General features: G+C 46.9%; 21 protein-coding genes, 1 pseudogene and 1 other annotated feature. Of the genes and pseudogenes, 10 read left to right on the top strand and 12 right to left on the bottom strand.

Annotated features, from left to right (window positions below; genetic code table 11):
- From M977_RS25525 to M977_RS19625, 3 genes and pseudogenes are all read left to right on the top strand, one after another.
- A pseudogene (locus M977_RS25525) lies at window positions 1-733 on the top strand (hypothetical protein); the annotation flags it as partial.
- Window positions 730-1,080 carry an RrF2 family transcriptional regulator gene (locus M977_RS19630; protein ID WP_064518275.1) on the top strand — a complete coding sequence of 117 codons (351 nt, stop codon included), beginning with the start codon at window positions 730-732 and terminating at the stop codon, window positions 1,078-1,080. The pseudogene M977_RS25525 and the gene M977_RS19630, both read left to right, overlap by 4 nt.
- A complete protein-coding gene (locus tag M977_RS19625) occupies window positions 1,068-1,286 on the top strand; it encodes a DUF1187 family protein (protein WP_064518273.1) in 219 nt (72 codons plus the stop codon). The genes M977_RS19630 and M977_RS19625 overlap by 13 nt, the downstream gene beginning before the upstream one ends.
- Here M977_RS19625 and M977_RS25310 read toward each other — a convergent pair.
- Complete coding sequence (locus M977_RS25310) at window positions 1,261-1,518, bottom strand: hypothetical protein (RefSeq protein WP_157092092.1); 258 nt, start codon at window positions 1,516-1,518, stop codon at window positions 1,261-1,263. The genes M977_RS19625 and M977_RS25310 overlap by 26 nt on opposite strands.
- Window positions 1,519-1,574: 56 nt before the next feature.
- Between M977_RS25310 and xisR the strand changes: the two genes are divergently transcribed.
- Both xisR and M977_RS19615 read left to right on the top strand, forming a co-directional pair.
- Entirely contained in the window at window positions 1,575-1,790 is a 216-nt protein-coding gene (gene xisR, locus M977_RS19620; protein ID WP_064518269.1) for an excisionase family protein, read from the top strand.
- Window positions 1,790-3,013: a site-specific integrase gene (locus M977_RS19615; RefSeq protein ID WP_064518267.1), complete on the top strand. Its 1,224-nt coding sequence runs from the start codon at window positions 1,790-1,792 to the stop codon at window positions 3,011-3,013. Before xisR ends, M977_RS19615 begins: the two co-directional genes overlap by 1 nt.
- A gap of 63 nt (window positions 3,014-3,076) precedes the next feature.
- Here the strand turns inward: M977_RS19615 and btuC are convergent, their stop codons facing one another.
- Complete coding sequence (gene btuC, locus M977_RS19610; RefSeq protein WP_064553914.1) at window positions 3,077-4,057, bottom strand: vitamin B12 ABC transporter permease BtuC; 981 nt, start codon at window positions 4,055-4,057, stop codon at window positions 3,077-3,079.
- 392 nt (window positions 4,058-4,449) lie between these two features.
- Between btuC and M977_RS19605 the strand changes: the two genes are divergently transcribed.
- Complete coding sequence (locus M977_RS19605; protein ID WP_064518262.1) at window positions 4,450-5,391, top strand: VirK/YbjX family protein; 942 nt, start codon at window positions 4,450-4,452, stop codon at window positions 5,389-5,391.
- A gap of 93 nt (window positions 5,392-5,484) precedes the next feature.
- Here M977_RS19605 and ihfA read toward each other — a convergent pair whose 3' ends face one another.
- The 10 genes from ihfA to M977_RS19560 form a co-directional block, all read right to left on the bottom strand.
- Window positions 5,485-5,784 carry an integration host factor subunit alpha gene (gene ihfA, locus M977_RS19600; RefSeq protein ID WP_001229265.1) on the bottom strand — a complete coding sequence of 100 codons (300 nt, stop codon included), beginning with the start codon at window positions 5,782-5,784 and terminating at the stop codon, window positions 5,485-5,487.
- A gap of 4 nt (window positions 5,785-5,788) precedes the next feature.
- Complete coding sequence (pheT, locus tag M977_RS19595; RefSeq protein WP_064518260.1) at window positions 5,789-8,176, bottom strand: phenylalanine--tRNA ligase subunit beta; 2,388 nt, start codon at window positions 8,174-8,176, stop codon at window positions 5,789-5,791.
- Window positions 8,177-8,190: 14 nt separating this feature from the next.
- Window positions 8,191-9,174, bottom strand: coding sequence for a phenylalanine--tRNA ligase subunit alpha (gene pheS, locus M977_RS19590; RefSeq protein ID WP_034455974.1), 984 nt, complete (start codon window positions 9,172-9,174; stop codon window positions 8,191-8,193).
- A gap of 67 nt (window positions 9,175-9,241) precedes the next feature.
- Window positions 9,242-9,364: a sequence feature (Phe leader region), on the bottom strand.
- Window positions 9,315-9,359: a pheST operon leader peptide PheM gene (gene pheM / locus M977_RS25305; protein ID WP_001386830.1), complete on the bottom strand. Its 45-nt coding sequence runs from the start codon at window positions 9,357-9,359 to the stop codon at window positions 9,315-9,317. It overlaps the preceding feature by 45 nt.
- 76 nt (window positions 9,365-9,440) lie before the next feature.
- Window positions 9,441-9,797, bottom strand: a complete 357-nt coding sequence (rplT, locus tag M977_RS19585; RefSeq protein WP_000124850.1) for a 50S ribosomal protein L20 — start codon at window positions 9,795-9,797, stop codon at window positions 9,441-9,443.
- 45 nt (window positions 9,798-9,842) lie between these two features.
- Window positions 9,843-10,040 (bottom strand): 50S ribosomal protein L35, encoded by a 198-nt coding sequence (gene rpmI / locus M977_RS19580; protein WP_005968897.1) that lies wholly within the window; start codon window positions 10,038-10,040, stop codon window positions 9,843-9,845.
- Between the two features lie 96 nt (window positions 10,041-10,136).
- Window positions 10,137-10,679, bottom strand: a complete 543-nt coding sequence (gene infC / locus M977_RS19575) for a translation initiation factor IF-3 (RefSeq protein ID WP_074392078.1) — start codon at window positions 10,677-10,679, stop codon at window positions 10,137-10,139.
- A 4-nt stretch (window positions 10,680-10,683) separates the two neighbouring features.
- Window positions 10,684-12,612 carry a threonine--tRNA ligase gene (gene thrS / locus M977_RS19570; RefSeq protein WP_064518256.1) on the bottom strand — a complete coding sequence of 643 codons (1,929 nt, stop codon included), beginning with the start codon at window positions 12,610-12,612 and terminating at the stop codon, window positions 10,684-10,686.
- A gap of 483 nt (window positions 12,613-13,095) precedes the next feature.
- Entirely contained in the window at window positions 13,096-13,347 is a 252-nt protein-coding gene (locus M977_RS19565; RefSeq protein WP_064518279.1) for a YdgH/BhsA/McbA family protein, read from the bottom strand.
- Window positions 13,348-13,615: 268 nt separating this feature from the next.
- A complete protein-coding gene (locus tag M977_RS19560) occupies window positions 13,616-14,374 on the bottom strand; it encodes a DUF481 domain-containing protein (RefSeq protein WP_064518253.1) in 759 nt (252 codons plus the stop codon).
- Window positions 14,375-14,663: 289 nt separating this feature from the next.
- On the opposite strand from M977_RS19560, the gene pfkB reads away from it, so the two are divergent.
- From pfkB to M977_RS19540, 4 genes are all read left to right on the top strand, one after another.
- Entirely contained in the window at window positions 14,664-15,593 is a 930-nt protein-coding gene (pfkB, locus tag M977_RS19555) for a 6-phosphofructokinase II (RefSeq protein ID WP_064518250.1), read from the top strand.
- A gap of 98 nt (window positions 15,594-15,691) precedes the next feature.
- A complete protein-coding gene (gene ghoS / locus M977_RS19550) occupies window positions 15,692-15,982 on the top strand; it encodes a type V toxin-antitoxin system endoribonuclease antitoxin GhoS (RefSeq protein ID WP_064518248.1) in 291 nt (96 codons plus the stop codon).
- Between the two features lie 103 nt (window positions 15,983-16,085).
- Window positions 16,086-16,946, top strand: a complete 861-nt coding sequence (locus M977_RS19545) for a fructosamine kinase family protein (RefSeq protein ID WP_064518246.1) — start codon at window positions 16,086-16,088, stop codon at window positions 16,944-16,946.
- 382 nt (window positions 16,947-17,328) lie between these two features.
- Window positions 17,329-18,537 (top strand): PfkB family carbohydrate kinase, encoded by a 1,209-nt coding sequence (locus M977_RS19540; protein ID WP_064518244.1) that lies wholly within the window; start codon window positions 17,329-17,331, stop codon window positions 18,535-18,537.
- Window positions 18,538-18,551: the final 14 nt, after the last annotated feature.

Raw genomic sequence — 18,551 nt, 5'->3', positions numbered from 1 at the left:
TGCCGAAATTGTCGCTGCAGCGTGTGGCATAAAATTACAGGTAACAGACAACAATGAAAATGCGCCCGAACAGAGCCCGCAGAACACAGCAGATGTTCTGGTCACTGACAGCTCAGAAGATGGCAAGTTGGCAGAAAATGCAGCTGGTGATGGCGAACCGACGCAGGAAGTAGGCCCTGAAGATGCCCGCGTGTTGATGAACGACCGGGAGATTGAAATTTGTCACCCGATTAACGCCCTGCTTTCCGGTTACACCAATGTCATGGGTAAAGATGAAGCTGAAGGCGTCGTTATCTGCACTGGTCATCTTATCGCTGAAATATCCCTGCTTCTTCTCGCGGATATCATCGCAACAGAAGATCTCTTGTCACCAGGATTTAGCGACGAAGAAATTCATCACGTGGCCACCAGCATTCTCGATGCATGGTCTGATAATGAAGCAAAGCGCCAGATAGTTGCCCTGGATGCTATTACGGAGTTGCGTACCGAACTACCCGCACCGGCAGTCATCGAGAAACCCGTTATTAAGGTAAAGCCTCGCCCGGAGCCAGAAGAAATTCATGCTCAGGCAGTTCACGCCACCACTTCAGCTGGTCTCACCTATCGCCAGCAGCTAACTATTGCAGCTGTTCAGGGATTTTGCGCTAACCCAGCCTGCTTCGGTGTTTTCGATGAAATTGCAGAGATGGCTGTTCTCGTGGCGTCGTCAATTGATTCCGGGGTGAGCGAATGAAAATAGCATCTAAGCACGATGCCGCACTGGCTTTACTACTGGCGCTAACTGATGAAGTTCATACCCTCGCCAGTATATCTGTAGAGATCAACTTATCGGTCAGTTACCTGGAGCAATTGGCTACAAAACTGCGAGGAGCGAAGCTTATTGAATCAGTGCGTGGCCCTGGAGGCGGCTATCGCCTGACACGCCCGCTCAATCAAATCACGGTGGGCGACATTTTCACAGCTATTGGTACCGAAACAAATCGTCAGGGATTTGGTCTGTTTGACGAAATACAGCGTCGACTAAAGCACGTTGCATTGAGTGACCTGGGTAAAGGAGTGCAAGCATCATGTGCAAAATAACTGCAACCATCCTGAAGTCTGGTGGACTGCCTGTTGCGTGGACTTGTAACTCGAAGGAACCGCTCACCAGCGCTCAGTGCGAAAAGAAGTTCTCCCGGGCTAAAGAAGCCGGAAAAACCGCTGAAGAGTACGTGTCAGTGACAGATTTTCAATGCATCGCCATTGAGTCAGAGCGCAAGCCTAAGCGTGGCAAAAATGTCCAGTAAGCGCCGGCTGCGTCGTAAGCAATGCGATGGAAAGCTGCGGCACCCTAGTCTGGAAGGTGCGTTTATAGCGATAAAGATGCTTCACCGTCGTTATGGCCACCAGGGGCAAATGCGAGCCTACCGCTGTCAGTTCTGCCACAAATTCCATATAGGGCATGCGCCAGGCAGAAACGGGATCGGTAGTGGCTGGCGGTAACGATACCCGGACATCGTTAAATACAGTGATTTTCATTAATCAGTTTTATACCGACCTGTAAATTACAGTGCAGGTCGGTCATGAGGTGAATCATGGCACAGGTCGTTTTTAACGAAGAATGGGTGGTTGAGGCTCGACTTGCTGACAGGACAGGTCTGTCATGTGGGCAAATTAAAAGCTACCGCCACAAAGGCTGGATTGAGGGTATTCACTTTAAGCGCGTAACTGCCGATGGTGATGCGACATCAGCAAAAGGCCTTCTTTGGTACAACTTTCCCAGGATTAATTTATTTATAGCGGAGGCTTGATGGCAAGTTTGCCAACCGGCGTAGAGATCCACAGTGGCAAAATCAGGATCTCTTTTAATTATCGTGGAACGCGCTGCAGGGAAATATTGAAGGGTTGGGTAGTCAATAATTCGAATATTAAAAAAGCAGGAAATCTGAGAGCATTAATTTGTAGCGAAATTCAATTTGGCACCTTCAGGTATGAAGAACGCTTCCCGGAGAGTAAATCATTAACCCGGTTCTGCTCTCCTGTTAAAAGCGTTTCTACATTTGGGGAGCTATGTGACGCCTTTCATGATGTGAAAGAGATTGAGATCAGCCCATCGACCATGCTTGTGACAAAATCCGTTAGCGGGTTACTGCAGCGTCTAATAGGCTCGCACACCCGCCTGGAAGACATTCAGCACAACGACATATTAATTTGGCGTAAGAAACTTCTCGAAGGGGAGCTAAAGTCTCGCCTGAAGGGAAATAGAACCGTGAGGACAGTTAATGGTTTCATGGCTCAACTTTGCAGAATGCTGAAATTTGCACATATGAGTAATTACATTAGTCACACACCCTATGAAAACGTCAAAAGTTTGAAAAAATCACAGATTGATCCAGATCCGTTGCTTAAGAATGAGTTTGAAGAACTAAAGCTTTTCCTGACTGGTCAATCGCTTAATTTGTGGGAATTTGCAGTGTTTAGCGGGCTACGGCATGGAGAGTTAACCGGTTTGTCATGGCAGGATGTTGATCTGAATGCAGGTGAGGTTCACGTTAAACGAACTATCACCTTAACCAAGCAATTTGGTCCACCCAAAACTCATGCGGGGAACAGAACTGTTCAATTGCTTAAGCCTGCGCTGGAGGCTCTTAAGCGACAGTTCCTACTCACTGGACACATGGAAGCGACTGAAATAACATTTCACCACCGCGAGCGAGGGAAGCATGAAAAACAGACGCTGAGTTTTTGCTTTGTTCCTCGCCATGAGGGTGCCAGTAAGAGCGGCCATTATTCTTCGAATACAATAAAAGGATCATGGGAGCGAGCAATGGAGAGAGCTGGCATCAGGCATCGCTCTCCTTACCACTCCAGGCATACGTATGCATGCTGGCTGTTATCCGCTGGTGCAAACCCATCGTTTATAGCCAGTCAGATGGGGCATGAAAATGCACAGATGGTCTACATGATTTATTCAAAATGGATTGCCACAATGAATAATGATCAGATAGGCATGCTGAATGAGAAGCTGGGTTAAGCAAGCCCCCATAGTGTCCCAAGATAAGCTGGGTAAAAAAATAAGCCTTTTATTACAGACACTTTACTTACCAGCCTTTAATAGTAGCCATATAAATAGCGGAGCGCCCAGCGTTGCTGTCACAACACCTATCGGCAATTCGGCTGAAACCAACGCCAGACGTGCAATGACATCAGCGCCAAGCAACACTGTTGCTCCAGCCAGCGCACTGGCAGGCAATAAAATACGATGATCCGTTAACCCCTTCAGACGCAGCATATGCGGGATGACCAGGCCGATAAAACCAATAGCGCCGGCAAGTGCCACGCTCACACCTACCAACCAGCCTGTTGCAATAACCATAATATTGCGCCACAACCAGACAGGCAGACCTAGCTGACGAGCTGACATTTCACCCAACGCCATTAAGTTTAATGGTGCATAGTTCCGACATAACCACAGCATCACCGGAAGCAGAGTTATCATCAGCCACCATTGCCGCCAGTCTACACCTCCAAAACCACCCATCATCCAATACATTAACTGGCGTAAGTCGAGGCTTGAACTGAAATAGATAGCCCAGGTCATCAGCGCGCTACAGATAATCCCCAGGGCCACACCTGCAAGCAGCAATCGGCTATTAGAAAGATGGCGCCGCGAGAAACGCAGCAGGATAAAAGTGATAATCAGCGCACCGGCGATCGCGCAAATACCCAGAATCCAATCTGGCAACATCCCTTGTCCAAGTAATACCGCTGCTACCAGCGCAACACCTGCACCATTGGAGACACCAAGCAGGCCAGGTTCGGCCAGTGGGTTTTCGAAAAGTGCCTGCATAATGGTGCCAGAAATCGCCAATGCCGCGCCAACCAAGAGCACTGCTAAGGTACGGGGCATACGGATCTGCCAGATGAACAACTGTGCATCCTCACGCATCCAGTGTTGAGGAGCAAACCACTGGTCCCCGGCGCTTAAACTCAGCACCACCATCCCCAACATTGTGGCAAACAATGCAAGTAGCCAACGGCGTTCGTGGCGGCGTTGTTGAGCGACAAAAGTGAGCATCTGCTTGGAAAGATCCGATGAGAGAGAATTCATGCAACTGATTTTACGGGGAGTTTCCTACATTCGACAAGCGCTAAAGGAAGCGCGCGGGTCTGCGCGTGAGATTTCTTCTATTCTACGCTCGTAATAATATATGAAAGGTAAATAGATAATAATTTACGGAGGAAATAGCACGGATGGCTTCACTACCATATATAACCAACCACAGTGATCATAAAACCCCACCACGTCATAATTAGCTTTGTAATTATTTAATAAATAACCATTGTTTATCATAGGCATTAAGAATATTAAATCGAGAATAAACGAAGTGTGATTATAAGGAGGCAAGGCGTGATCATTGCAGACTGCAGGGATTAAAATAAATAAAAATTCAAGGAAAGGTAATTACCGTGTCTGACAACACTCTGCAAAATACATATCTGCGAACTCCCGACAGAAACCTTATTTCTGATCTCATTACAGGAAAACTGCGCCCGGGTGCAATATGGCATAAGCGTAATTATCGACTTAAATTTATGATGCGCACTGCCCTCTTCTACTCACCCACTCGCCGGATGCTTGAGAGTCTTGCACTGCGACCTGATTTTGAGCAGATGTTAAAGGCGCAAATAACATTACCAAGTAAACCACATCGTCAATATTTAGTTCGGGGATTAAACGCCAACCAACGTGCTGATGCGGTGATCGGGCATTATCAGTTCGTGGACTCATTATCATCGAAGCAGTTGGCCGGCGCATTAATTGCGGGACAAGAAAAAAAACTGGTGACCCTTACAGGAAAAGATGACAGTCATTTTTCGCTCTCGTCTTCTTGTGCAGGAAGTGCCGAACGTGAAGGGGAAAGTACACTGTGGCTTCGGGACGGCAACCAACACGTGCTCGCCAGCCTCACTTTTAGCGTTTTACGCGCCAAAGACCAATGGCAGCTTGTAATTGGTGGCCTACAGGGGCCAAGACGGGAAGTACCTCATGAGGTAATAAAGCAGGCAACACGAGCCTGCTATGGTCTGTTCCCTAAACGTCTGCTGATGGAGTTTATCTGGCAATTTGCAGCCCGGAGCGGAATTTCCAGCGTTTATGGCGTCAGCGATAATGGTCATGTCTTCCGGGCGTTGCGTTACCGGTTAAGTAAAGGCCGCCATTTCCACGCAAGTTATGATGATTTCTGGCAATCCATTGAAGGTGTAAAAAACAACGCATGCCGTTGGCAGCTTCCTTTGCAGTTGGAACGAAAAACTCTTGAGAGCATCGCCAGTAAGAAACGGGCGGAATATCGTCGCCGCTTCCAGTTACTGGATGATATGGCGACGCAAATTGCGAATCTGGCATAGAGATAGTTCTTGCTGCAGCATTAAAATGAGATGAATTGCTGGATTTTAAGCAAAGAAAAAGGCCGCTAAAGCGGCCTTTTTGGTTAATTCAGGTTACTCGTCTTTCGGCGACGCGTTTTCAACCCTACTCTTCAACTTCTGACCAGGTCGGAAGGTCACTACACGGCGTGCCGTGATAGGAATATCTTCACCAGTCTTCGGGTTACGCCCGGGACGTTGGTTTTTATCGCGTAAGTCAAAATTACCAAAGCCTGATAGTTTAACCTGCTCGCCGTTTTCCAAAGCGCGACGGATCTCTTCGAAAAACAGTTCTACCAACTCTTTAGCATCACGTTTGCTAAGCCCTAGCTTATCAAACAGATATTCTGACATTTCAGCTTTTGTAAGCGCCATACGTTCAATCCCTCAATGATGCCTGGAATCGCTCTTTTAATGCCTCTACACATTTTGCAACGGTAGCGGCCATCTCCTCTTCTTCGAGTGTACGGCCCGTATCCTGCAGGATAAGGCTTATGGCAAGGCTCTTATAACCTTCGGCTACACCTTTACCACGGTACACATCAAACAAGTTTACGCCAACTACCTGATTTGCGCCAACTTTCTTACACTCTGCCAAAATATCTGCTGCGGGAACGTTTTCTGCAACCACAACTGCAATGTCACGACGGTTCGCAGGGAAACGAGAAATCTCTTTAGACTCAGGCACAGCGCGGTCTGCAAGCTTGTTCCACAGTACTTCGAACACCAGTGTACGACCATTGAGTGAAAGCTTACGTTCAAGTTCCGGGTGCACAACACCAATGAAACCAACGTATTCCCCACCTAAATAAATGGCAGCACTTTGGCCAGGATGCAAGGCTGGGTTGCTTGCTGCTTTAAATTCGATGTCTGAAAGTTTACCGGTCAGATCCAGAACTGCTTCCAGATCGCCCTTCAAATCATAGAAGTCGACGGTGTTACGCGCCAGATCCCAATGCTCTTCGTAGCGGTTACCACAGATCGCACCAGCCAGCATAAGATCCTGACGAATACCCAGGTCTGCCTGCGTATCAGGAACAAAGCGTAAACCTGACTCAAAGATGCGCACACGCGCCTGCTGGCGGTTTTGGTTATAAACCACTGTATTGAGCAGACCGGTCAGCAGGGACAAACGCATTGCTGACATTTCGCTGGAAATTGGGCTTGGCAAAATCAGATTTTCTTCACCCGGGTGCAACAGTTGTTGAACTTTAGGATCAACAAAGCTGTAGGTGATCACTTCCTGGTAGCCTTTATCGACCAGCATTGTTTTCACACGCTTGAGCGAAAGGTCAGCTTCACGGTGAGTACCCATGATCAGACCCGCTTGAACAGGCTCGTTAGGAATGCTGTTGTAACCATAAACGCGCGCCACTTCTTCAACCAGATCTTCTTCAATCTGCATATCAAAGCGCCAGCTTGGAGCCACTGCCGTCCACTGGTTATCACCTTCAGTCACTTCGCAGCCCAGACGACGCAGAATATCACCAACCTGTACATCTGCAATATGATAGCCAATCAGACGGTCCAGCTTGCTGCGACGCAGAGTAATTGTGGCAGCTTTTGGCAGATGTGCTTCATTAGTCACATCAATTACCGGGCCTGCTTCACCGCCACAGATATCGATCAACAGACGAGTAGCACGTTCCATTGCTTTGTACTGCAACGCTGAATCCACACCACGCTCATAACGATGAGAAGCATCGGTATGCAAGCCATGGCGGCGCGCGCGGCCGGTAATAGACAGTGGGCTGAAGAATGCGCACTCAAGCAGTACGTTCTGGGTTTCATCATTCACACCAGAATGTTCACCACCAAAGATGCCGCCCATTGCCAGCGCTTTGTTGTGGTCAGCAATGACCAGAGTATCGGCATTCAACTTCGCTTCGTTACCATCAAGCAGTGTCAGGGTTTCGCCCTCTTCTGCCATACGTACAACGATGCCACCTTCAATGCGGTCTTTATCGAACGCATGCATCGGTTGGCCGAGTTCCAGCAGCACGTAGTTAGTTACGTCAACTACCGCATCGATAGAACGAATACCGCAACGACGCAGTTTTTCTTTCATCCACAGCGGCGTAGGCGCTTTGACGTTGATACCTTTAACCACACGACCCAAGTAACGTGGACATGCTTCAGGCGCATCGACACGAATTGGCAGCGTGTCGGTAATAGACGCCGCGACAGTAACTATTTCTGGCACGTTTAATGGCAGTTGGTTCACAACCGCAACATCACGGGCAACACCGATGATACCGAGGCAATCGGCACGGTTTGGCGTTACGCTGATTTCGATAGTGTTGTCGTCAAGCTTCAGGTATTCGCGGATGTCAGTACCAATCGGCGCATCCAGCGGCAGCTCAATAATACCGTTATGGTCATCGGAAATACCCAGCTCGGAGAATGAGCAGAGCATGCCTTCTGATGGCTCCCCACGCAGTTTTGCAGCTTTAATTTTGAAATCGCCAGGCAACACAGCACCAACGGTTGCCACAGCAACCTTCAGGCCCTGACGGCAATTTGGTGCACCACAAACGATGTCTAACAGACGGTCGCCACCGACATTAACTTTTGTTACACGCAATTTGTCAGCGTTTGGATGTTGGCCGCACTCAACCACTTCACCCACAACCACACCGTTGAATTCGCCCGCAACGGCATCAACACCATCAACTTCAAGACCAGCCATAGTAATTTGACCGGAAAGCTCTTCACTACTGTTGGCTGGGTTTACCCATTCGCGTAACCAGAGTTCACTGAATTTCATTGGATATCCCGCCCTTATTTAAACTGTTTGAGGAAACGTAAATCATTTTCGAAGAATGCACGCAAATCGGTTACGCCGTAGCGCAGCATGGTTAAACGTTCCATGCCCATACCGAAAGCAAAGCCTGAATAAACTTCTGGGTCGATACCAACGTTACGCAGAACGTTCGGATGCACCATGCCGCAGCCTAATACTTCCAGCCATTTACCATTTTTACCCATTACATCAACTTCTGCGGATGGTTCGGTGAACGGGAAGTAGGACGGGCGGAAACGAATCTGCAAATCAGCTTCGAAGAAGTTGTTCAGGAAATCGTGAATCGTGCCTTTCAGGTTGGCGAAGTTGATATTGGTATCAACAATCAAGCCTTCCATCTGATGGAACATTGGCGTGTGTGTCTGATCGTAGTCGTTACGATACACCCGGCCCGGCGCGATAATACGAATCGGCGGCTGCTTGTCTTTCATCGTGCGAATCTGAACGCCAGAAGTCTGGGTGCGCAGTAAACGAGTTGCATCGAACCAGAATGTATCGTGGTCAGCACGAGCTGGGTGATGGCCTGGGATATTCAGTGCATCAAAGTTGTGGTAGTCATCTTCGATTTCCGGGCCAGTAGCTACGGTGAAGCCTAACTCACCAAAGAAGCTTTCAATACGGTCGATGGTGCGAGTAACTGGATGCAAACCACCATTTTCAACACGGCGGCCAGGCAGTGAGATATCGATAGTTTCTTCGGCCAGGCGAGCATTCAGTGCCGCACTTTCAAGTGCATTTTTGCGAGCATTCAATGCTTCCTGCACTTTCTCTTTGGCTTCGTTAATTACTGCACCCGCAGCTGGGCGCTCTTCTGCTGGCAATTCACGCAGGGTGGTCATCTGGAGGGTCAGATGACCTTTTTTCCCTAAATACTCGACGCGTACGTTGTCTAACGCGGCAACATCCTGGGCCTCGTTTATGGCGGCCGTTGCGTTGGCAACCAGCTCTGCGAGATGTGGCATGGTATTCCTCTTATGCCGGCATAATTACCGGGGTAGTTGATCCGTATACAAAGATAAAAAAGGATGCAAAAAAAAAGCCTCCTAATGGAGGCTTTCGGCGCTATTTTTCGTTTCTTTTCTTACGCGCAAAGCCCCCTAGTTCAGGTGCTAAAGTAAAAAAAGAAACGGAAAATAGCAGCATTCATGCTTGCAGTTACCTTATTGAGCAGTGTTAAACATTACCGTTAGAAATTAAAAGAGGGAGCAAGCTCCCTCTAATAACTGGCTTACGCCAGAGCTGCTTTCGCTTTTTCAACTAGTGCAGTAAATGCCACTTTGTCGAATACGGCGATGTCAGCCAAGATCTTACGGTCGATTTCAACAGAAGCTTTTTTCAAGCCATTGATGAATTTGCTGTAAGAGATCCCGTTCTGACGAGCTGCAGCATTGATACGTGCAATCCACAGCTGACGGAATTGACGTTTACGTTGACGACGGTCACGGTAAGCGTATTGGCCAGCTTTGATAACAGCCTGGAAAGCAACGCGGTATACGCGTGAACGCGCACCGTAGTAGCCTTTGGCTTGTTTAAGGATTTTTTTGTGACGAGCACGTGCGATAACACCACGTTTTACGCGAGCCATATTAGCTCTCCTGTTCTATATTCTGAATTAATTAAAAAGTGCTACTTATGCGTACGGCAGGCAAGCGATGACCAGGCCCAGATCCCCTTTGGAGACCATACCTTTCGGACGCAGGTGACGTTTACGCTTAGTAGACTTTTTAGTCAGAATATGACGCAGGTTAGCGTGCTTACGCTTAAAACCACCACCGGCGGTCTTTTTGAAGCGCTTAGCGGCGCCGCGTACAGTTTTAATCTTTGGCATTTAATAACTTTCCACTTCGCATTGTTAATAAAACGAACCAGAAGGCGAACAAAACTCACGAGGCCGAAACCTCGCGAGAACTGTTACTTGATGGCCTTACTGTTTCTTCTTCGGAGCGAGCACCATGATCATCTGGCGGCCTTCGATCTTCGATGGGAAGGATTCGACGACTGCCAGTTCACTCAGATCGTCACGGACGCGGTTAAGCACTTCCATGCCAATCTGTTGGTGAGCCATTTCACGACCGCGGAAACGCAGTGTGATTTTAGCTTTATCACCCTCTTCCAGAAAGCGAACCAGGCTGCGGAGTTTTACCTGATAGTCGCCATCATCGGTACCAGGTCGGAATTTGATTTCCTTGACCTGAATAACTTTTTGCTTTTTCTTCTGTTCCTTAGAAGATTTGCTTTTTTCGTAGAGGAATTTGCCGTAATCCATAATGCGACAAACAGGCGGTTCAGCATTAGGACTGATTTCAACTAAATCAACCCCAGCCTCCTCGGCTTTTTCTAAAGCTTCATTCAGACTGACAATACCAATAGGTTCGCCGTCTAAGCCTGTCAGACGAACTTCTGTGGCACGAATTTCTCTGTTTATGCGATTAGGACGCGCCGGTTGAACTCTTTTTCCGCCTTTAATAACTCTATTCCTCTAGTTGATTAAGATTGCGACTGCGAATTTCATTCTGCAGTTTTTCAATCAATTCGTTTACGTCCATGCTCCCCAAATCTTTGCCACGACGGGTACGAACGGCAACTTTGCCTGCTTCGACCTCTTTATCGCCACAAACTAACATGTAAGGGACACGACGCAACGTGTGTTCACGGATTTTAAAGCCAATCTTCTCATTTCTCAAGTCTGCTTTTACACGAATGCCTGCATTTTGCAGTTTACGGGTCAATTCTTCGACGTAATCAGACTGTCCATCAGTGATATTCATGACCACTGCTTGTACCGGCGCAAGCCAGGTTGGGAAGAAGCCCGCAAATTCTTCGGTAAGGATACCAATGAAACGTTCCATTGACCCGAGAATTGCACGGTGAATCATTACCGGAACCAGGCGTTCGTTACTTTCGCCGATATAAGACGCGTTCAGGCGTGATGGTAAAGAGAAGTCCAGCTGTACAGTGCCGCACTGCCATGCACGATCCAGGCAGTCATACAGGGTAAATTCAATTTTAGGGCCATAGAATGCACCCTCACCCGGTTGATAATCAAACGGTATATTATTTTCTTGCAGCGCTACGGCCAAATCCGCCTCTGCACGATCCCACATTTCGTCGGTACCGATGCGTTTTTCCGGGCGGGTAGACAGCTTCACAACGATTTTTTCAAAACCGAAGGTGCTGTACATGTCATAGACCATGCGGATACAGCTGTTCACTTCATCGCGAACCTGCTCTTCGGTACAGAATACGTGAGCATCGTCCTGAGTAAAACCACGAACGCGCATCAGGCCATGCAACGCGCCTGACGGCTCGTTACGGTGACAGCTACCAAACTCAGCCATACGTAATGGCAGGTCGCGGTAAGACTTCAGACCCTGGTTAAAGATCTGCACGTGACCTGGGCAGTTCATTGGCTTGATGCAGTATTCACGGTTCTCGGAAGAAGTAGTAAACATCGCATCTTTATAGTTGTCCCAGTGGCCGGTTTTTTCCCACAGCACACGGTCCATCATGAACGGGCCTTTCACTTCCTGATACTGGTACTCTTTGAGTTTGGAGCGTACAAACACCTCCAACTCACGGAAGATAGTCCAGCCGTCATTATGCCAGAACACCATACCTGGCGCCTCTTCCTGCATATGATACAGGTCGAGTTGCTTACCAATTTTACGGTGGTCACGTTTAGAGGCTTCTTCCAGGCGTTGCAGATATGCATTCAGTTGCTTTTTATCTGCCCACGCGGTGCCATAAATACGTTGCAGCATTTTGTTGCTGCTGTCGCCACGCCAGTATGCACCAGATGTTTTCTGCAGTTTGAAATGATGGCAGAAACGCATATTCGGTACGTGCGGACCACGGCACATATCAACGTATTCTTCATGATGATACAGACCAGGCTTATCATCATGGCTGATGTTTTCATCAAGAATCGCAACCTTGTAGCTTTCGCCACGGTTGACGAAAGTTTCGCGGGCTTCGTGCCAGCTCACTTTCTTCTTGATGACATCGTAATCTTTCTCAGCCAGCTCGTGCATACGCTTCTCGAGCAGCTCAAGATCTTCCTGCGTCAGCGTGTGGTCAATGTCAACGTCGTAGTAAAAACCGTTATCAATAACCGGGCCAATCGCCATTTTAGTGTGCGGCCACAGTTGTTTGATGGCATGACCCAATAAGTGGGCGCATGAGTGGCGGAGAATCTCCAGGCCAGCTTCATCTTTAACGGTGATAATCGCGAGTTTAGCATCGTGCTCAATAACATCAGATGCATCAACCAGTTCGCCATCAACACGGCCAGCGATACACGCTTTTGCAAGGCCAGGACCGATGTCCAGGGCTACATCCAGCGGGCTAACAGCATGGTCGTAATGGCGTTGGCTGCCATCAGGAAGAGTAATAACAGGCATTAATAAGTCCTTATCTGCAGTGGTGACCCACACGTAAGATCACATGCAACATGTATTTTACTTTAGTTTCAATAGGTTGCGTCACCTTCTCGCCTACAATTGCAAGGCCGGGTCCACAATTCCTGCGTGAATGTGCGGTTCACAACTTCACTACGGTTGAGAATACTATCACTTTAAGGAGGGTATGTCGCGTTTCGCAGTCCAGAATCATCTTGATACCGGTAATATTAACTGACTGTTTTATCCCCATTTTTTCACGCAACTATCAGTGAAAATACGTTTGTATTCTCGAAAAAGATGCAAATGAAACTAATAAGATTTTCTAAACATTGCGCTGACCAATAATTACATTATCGGTTTATAAGATTAGGAAAATAAAAAACCGGGCATCTTGCTCCGGTTTTTTATTTCATACGAATTTGAAAAATGAGCGATCAATTAGCAAGTTCGTATAAATGAAAACTAAACATCACTGGTTAGTTATTAATACCACTCGCCAGCAACCAAGGTATGGACATCAAAAGCATCATCCATTGAACGGCCAGTTGACTGAGCGCCCGGCTGGATATTTGAACCAGCTTCAATATCAGTGGCATGCCATGTATTAGATGGTGCTGTCTGCGTGGTGGCTGTAGTGCTTGTTAAAGTGGTGGTAGTTGCAGGTTGAGCTGCAAATGCACCAAATGAAATCACAGAAAGTACGACTGCTGCAGCGGTATATTTAATTGTTTTCATATTCATTATTCTCTTATTTAGTGGACCAGCAGGCATATTGCCTTACACCAAATAAGAGTAGATCCAGATCACACTTTTTCCCAGTCAATTTATTTGTCAAAGAGTTTCAAAGATACTGAATATATGTCGAAGTGATAGATTGTGGAGAGATTATGAAGGAAAAGCAGGCATATTTGATTTTATTTAAAACAAAACCATGGACCAAAATAATATTAGCACATAGTGATAAAATAAAACATTAAAGCCGGGAGTTACCCGGCTTTGCCAATTACATCTTATAACCAAGAGTAACTGCGGTACGTCTATCTGTATGCTCTGGAGCTGAATCAGGTGGATTTGAGTTCCAGGTAACGTTGTAGCCAACCCGCAAACCAAAGTGCTCATTGATTGCAACTTCAAGAGCAGTTTCAGAGTTTACCGTCGTATCCTGACTACCCAGCACAGAAACACCCTGGATAAATTTGGCGTTATCGGTCAGTTGCCAGTTATAGATACCTGACGCATAACCCAGCGGCTGGGTCTTATGCCCGCCATCTGTGTACTCGTCATAACGCACGCCAGGACCAAATTCCACACGCAGACTGTGTACCGGGCCACTGAGGAACTGACGACCATAACCTGCGGTCAGCACATCACGCGACTGATATCCGTTGTAGCGGTCTGTTAACCAGCTTGCCTGACCAAATAGATAATCGCTATCAGTCATGTTGTAACGGCTACGACCACCAGCAGCATAAGTCTCAGAAGAGCGCTCATCGTTAGAGGACGTGTTGTTTGCATTACCCCAAAGTGACCACGCGGTAGAGGTGTCGTACCAGGTCATGTTGGTGTCCGCAGTCAACGAAGAGCTTGTGGTGTTACCTGATTGCGCAAGATAACCCGCATTCAGGTTACCTTCGAACGGTTTCTTAGCGGTAGATGGGTCATCCATGACAGTGAAAACCGAATTATCTGCAATTGCAAAGTGACTCAATAGCGCACTTCCGGTCAGCAAAATTGCAGCCGGTACTGTCTTAACTAAATTCATTTAATCGTCCGTACAACATAAAAAGAAACCATCAAGGTTCCGGAATCTCTTCTGTGGATCAAATAATTATGAGCCAAGAAAGGTTACAAATTATAAAAAAGCCCGAATAACATAGCAATGAATTCTTCTTTCATTTTTTGAATAAGAGAGCTCTTAAAACATCTTTATTTTCATAAACATAGTGTTCTATTGCTTTTTACAAATCATTTGATAAATCATTGTGTTAATTGACATTCTTTGGGCTAAAACAGTGCTACGCTTTAACCCAACGCTAAATTAAGGAGGATATATGGCTCGGATTTATACATTGACACTTGCTCCCTCACTCGATAGTGCAACATTAACCGCACAAATTTACCCGGAGGGAAAACTCCGTTGCACCGCTCCAGTGTTTGAACCTGGCGGTGGCGGCATTAACGTTGCACGTGCGATTGTGCATTTGGGAGGCCAGGCAACAGCCATATTTCCTTCCGGTGGCGCGACCGGGGAACACCTTTGTGCCCTCCTGCTTGATGAACATGTCGCTATTGATACTGTTAATGCATGCGACTGGACTCGACAAAACTTACATGTTCATGCGGAATCAACTGGCGAACAGTATCGTTTTGTGATGCCAGGAGCCGCACTCACCGATGATGAATTCCGTTTGCTCGAAGAAAAAATATTGTCCATTGAACCCGAAGCCATTCTGGTTATTAGTGGCAGTCTCCCACCAGGTATTAACGTTTCTAAACTTTGCGCATTAGTAAAAGCAGCTCAAAAAGCAGGAATCCGCTGCATCGTGGATAGCTCTGGCGAAGCCTTAAAAGCAACCCTTGAAATCGGCAATATTGAGTTGGTTAAACCAAACCAAAAAGAACTCAGTGCATTAGTAAACCGTGATCTCACTCAGCCTGACGATGTGCGCCAAGCTGCACAAGAGATTGTCGACAGTGGCAAAGCGAAACGCGTGGTGGTTTCTCTTGGTCCACAAGGTGCTCTTGGTGTTGATGCCAGCGGTTGTGTGCAAGTTGTTCCACCGCCAGTCAAAAGCCAAAGTACGGTTGGCGCAGGCGATAGCATGGTCGGAGCAATGACATTGAAACTGGCGGAAGGCGCACCTTTATTAGATATGGTTCGTTTCGGTGTCGCCGCAGGTAGTGCTGCCACCCTAAATCATGGCACTCGTTTGTGCTCACTGGAAAATACGCAAAAAATCTACAATTACTTGCGTAGTTAGCGACTAAATCCTGAATGGTGGCTTGTCGTTTCGCCAAAAGTCGCCATTTCATATAGATCAACTATGCTAAAACCTTTGGGATAACAATGAGGTGAATAATGAGTAGCGGAGACATCGTGCACTATGTTGTCACATTTAAGTTCCAGGAAAATAATCTCACGGATCTTAACGAGCTTAATAACCAACTGACACGCGGCGGTTTTTTGCTCACTATGTCAGATGACGAAGGGAAAATTCACGAGTTAGGTATCAATACTTTTGGGTTAATAAGCACATCAAGCCAGACAGAAGTTGAAGAGTTATCCCGTGGCCTTGGCCAGTTAGCACTGGGTATCGAACCCGAAGTGTCAGTAACAACATGGGAAAACTGGCTACAAGAAAGTAAATAACCTTGTTTTAAATATCATGACCGGGGATGTGCGTCAGTTCGAAGTTTGACCTGGTTAACAGCGGTAAGCTAATGATCTACCAGAAAACCTGGGGAGAAGCATCATGTGGCAAGCTATTAGTCGTCTGTTAAGTGAACAACTCGGCACTGCTGAAATTGAACAACGCACGGAATTACCCGGCGGAGAAATACATGCCGCATGGCGAATTCACTATGCCGGTCATGAGATCTTTGTCAAAAGCGATGCGCGTGAAATGTTACCCATCTTCACTGCTGAAGCCGACCAGCTTGAGTTACTTTCGCGCAGCAATACGGTACGCGTACCTAAAGTCTGGGCGGTTGGCAGCGATCGCGATTACAGCTTCCTGCTGCTCGAATACATGCCATCAAAACCGCTGGATGCGCATAACGCCTTTTTGCTGGGGCAACAGCTGGCACGGTTGCATCTATGGAGCGAACAACCGCAATTTGGCCTCGATTTTGATAATGATCTTTCCACTACCCCTCAACCCAATGCCTGGCAACGACGCTGGTCAACTTTTTTTGCGGAGCAACGCATTGGCTGGCAGTTAGAACTCGCAGCTGAAAAAGGGATCCAATTTGGTGATATCGATCTTATCGTTGATTTTGTACACCAAACACTTGCCTCCCACCAGCCGCAGCCATCATTGCTACATGGTGATTTGTGGTCAGGAAATTGCGCAATGGGGCCTGATGGTCCATTTATTTACGACCCGGCGTGTTACTGGGGAGATCGTGAATGCGACCTGGCAATGTTGCCATTGCATCCTGATCAACCACCGCAAATCTATGACGGTTACCAGTCGATATCCCCTCTTCCCACTGATTTCCTCCTACGCCAACCGGTCTATCAACTCTATACCCTACTTAACCGGGCGATTCTTTTTGGCGGCCAGCATTTAGTGGTCGCACAAAAAGCATTAGATAGAGTTCTGGCGGCGTAAATCCAATCCTCCAATGCGGGGAGACTCATCTCCCCGCATTGCCTGCTCTCCAAAACATTTCCCTATCAAAAAGCATTCTATTATTTGAATCAATAATTAACCGATTTTTATAAAAATTAATCAATACATTAATCTAATCATGAATCGGACATAATGTCCGATTGTTCATTTTTTATGTGATTTCCTCCACAGTCAATCATTTAGATTTTTATATACTATGGATATACACCAAACAATAAAAAATAGAGGATGCCAATATAAAACAACCCACCTGAATCAATAACTTTTTAATGTTATTAAAAACACGCCATTACGATTTCGCACGTATTTTATGCGGGGGGGGTTATTCACCAGACACCAATAGCAATTGAGGTTCTTCATTATGTTCGGACCCTATAATCAACAGCGCCAGAAATATATCCTTTCAGAAATAAAGAAGAATCAATCCGTAAAAATTAAAGAGCTTGCAAAAATACTAAACGTTACAGAAAGGACAATACGCCGGGATATTAAGGAGCTGGAATTAACGGGAATGATTCGACCGCGTTATGGTGGTGCTGTTCTACTCAGCACTAAAGAATCCGCTCTTTATAAAAATAACCAACCTTATCTACATACAAATATGAAAATTAACTCATTTGATATGACTGTACTTTCCCCTGAAAATACGGGAAAAGTATTTGTTTTAGGTTCATTCAATACGGATCTGGTATACCGCTTGCAAAATTTCCCTTGCTCTGGTGAAACCACCCGAGCCCTGTATTCATGTTGCTTACCTGGGGGGAAAGGAAGTAACCAGGCTATTGCAGCCTGTATGGCGGGCGTACGAACAGATTTTGTCGCAAAGGTAGGTAACGATGATTTCGCCGCTAAAGCACAACAATTCCTTAACAATTTCGGCTTCGAAGCATTAACTCTTTTTACCCAACCCGAGACTCCTACCGGAAGTGCTGTTGTCATGGTGTCTGAAGAGGCGGGTGATAACGCCATTATCATCAACCCTGGTGCAAATCAGACCTTTACCGCAGATGAAATCATCAGTTGCTACGGTGCTATCAAGAAATCCAATGTTTTCCTAACTCATATGGAAAATAACCCAGATGCAACCGCACTAGCCCTAAAATTTGCCCACTCTTGTGGAATAACCACCATTTTTAACCCGGCCCCGTGGCGCGAGGAAGTGCGCGACATGCTGCCATGGGTAAGCATTGCAACACCTAATTTGACCGAAGCCGAATCCATCACAGCCACCTCTATTCGGACAAATGAAGAGATCCTCCGTGCTGCGGAAGCTATCCACCAAATGGGGCCGCAAATTGTCATTATCACGCTTGGGAGCCAAGGTTGCTGGTTCTACGATGGCAAACAACATCGTCAAGTTCCAGCCTACCCTGCAGTCAACATTGATACTGCTGGCGCAGGAGATGCCTTTAATGGCGCGCTAGCCGCTCAGCTTGCTTGTGGCCTTAGCCTTTCAACCGCACTCAACTACGCCAGTGCATTTGCCTCTTTAGCCGTTGAACGAGAAGGTGCTGCGAATATGCCTGAGCATCACTTCGTCATTGAGAAAATAAAAAACTCAGTGAGCTAATTATTTTTAAGGGA

Source organism: Buttiauxella gaviniae ATCC 51604, assembly GCF_001654835.1.
GTDB classification, from domain to species: domain Bacteria; phylum Pseudomonadota; class Gammaproteobacteria; order Enterobacterales; family Enterobacteriaceae; genus Buttiauxella; species Buttiauxella gaviniae.
This window is presented reverse-complemented; position numbering and strand designations above follow the sequence as displayed.

Excerpts from the sequence above, each read along its gene's own strand:
- M977_RS19560 (WP_064518253.1), bottom strand. The coding sequence starts at position 14,374 with ATGAATTTAGTTAAGACAGTACCGGCTGCAATTTTGCTGACCGGAAGT.
- rpmI (WP_005968897.1), bottom strand. The coding sequence starts at position 10,040 with ATGCCAAAGATTAAAACTGTACGCGGCGCCGCTAAGCGCTTCAAAAAG.
- rplT (WP_000124850.1), bottom strand. The coding sequence starts at position 9,797 with ATGGCTCGCGTAAAACGTGGTGTTATCGCACGTGCTCGTCACAAAAAA.
- M977_RS19630 (WP_064518275.1), top strand. The coding sequence starts at position 730 with ATGAAAATAGCATCTAAGCACGATGCCGCACTGGCTTTACTACTGGCG.
- ghoS (WP_064518248.1), top strand. The coding sequence starts at position 15,692 with ATGAGTAGCGGAGACATCGTGCACTATGTTGTCACATTTAAGTTCCAG.
- btuC (WP_064553914.1), bottom strand. The coding sequence starts at position 4,057 with ATGCTCACTTTTGTCGCTCAACAACGCCGCCACGAACGCCGTTGGCTA.
- M977_RS19625 (WP_064518273.1), top strand. The coding sequence starts at position 1,068 with ATGTGCAAAATAACTGCAACCATCCTGAAGTCTGGTGGACTGCCTGTT.
- M977_RS19615 (WP_064518267.1), top strand. The coding sequence starts at position 1,790 with ATGGCAAGTTTGCCAACCGGCGTAGAGATCCACAGTGGCAAAATCAGG.
- M977_RS25310 (WP_157092092.1), bottom strand. The coding sequence starts at position 1,518 with ATGAAAATCACTGTATTTAACGATGTCCGGGTATCGTTACCGCCAGCC.
- pheS (WP_034455974.1), bottom strand. The coding sequence starts at position 9,174 with ATGCCACATCTCGCAGAGCTGGTTGCCAACGCAACGGCCGCCATAAAC.
- pfkB (WP_064518250.1), top strand. The coding sequence starts at position 14,664 with ATGGCTCGGATTTATACATTGACACTTGCTCCCTCACTCGATAGTGCA.
- M977_RS19565 (WP_064518279.1), bottom strand. The coding sequence starts at position 13,347 with ATGAAAACAATTAAATATACCGCTGCAGCAGTCGTACTTTCTGTGATT.
- pheT (WP_064518260.1), bottom strand. The coding sequence starts at position 8,176 with ATGAAATTCAGTGAACTCTGGTTACGCGAATGGGTAAACCCAGCCAAC.
- ihfA (WP_001229265.1), bottom strand. The coding sequence starts at position 5,784 with ATGGCGCTTACAAAAGCTGAAATGTCAGAATATCTGTTTGATAAGCTA.
- thrS (WP_064518256.1), bottom strand. The coding sequence starts at position 12,612 with ATGCCTGTTATTACTCTTCCTGATGGCAGCCAACGCCATTACGACCAT.
- M977_RS19540 (WP_064518244.1), top strand. The coding sequence starts at position 17,329 with ATGTTCGGACCCTATAATCAACAGCGCCAGAAATATATCCTTTCAGAA.
- xisR (WP_064518269.1), top strand. The coding sequence starts at position 1,575 with ATGGCACAGGTCGTTTTTAACGAAGAATGGGTGGTTGAGGCTCGACTT.
- M977_RS19545 (WP_064518246.1), top strand. The coding sequence starts at position 16,086 with ATGTGGCAAGCTATTAGTCGTCTGTTAAGTGAACAACTCGGCACTGCT.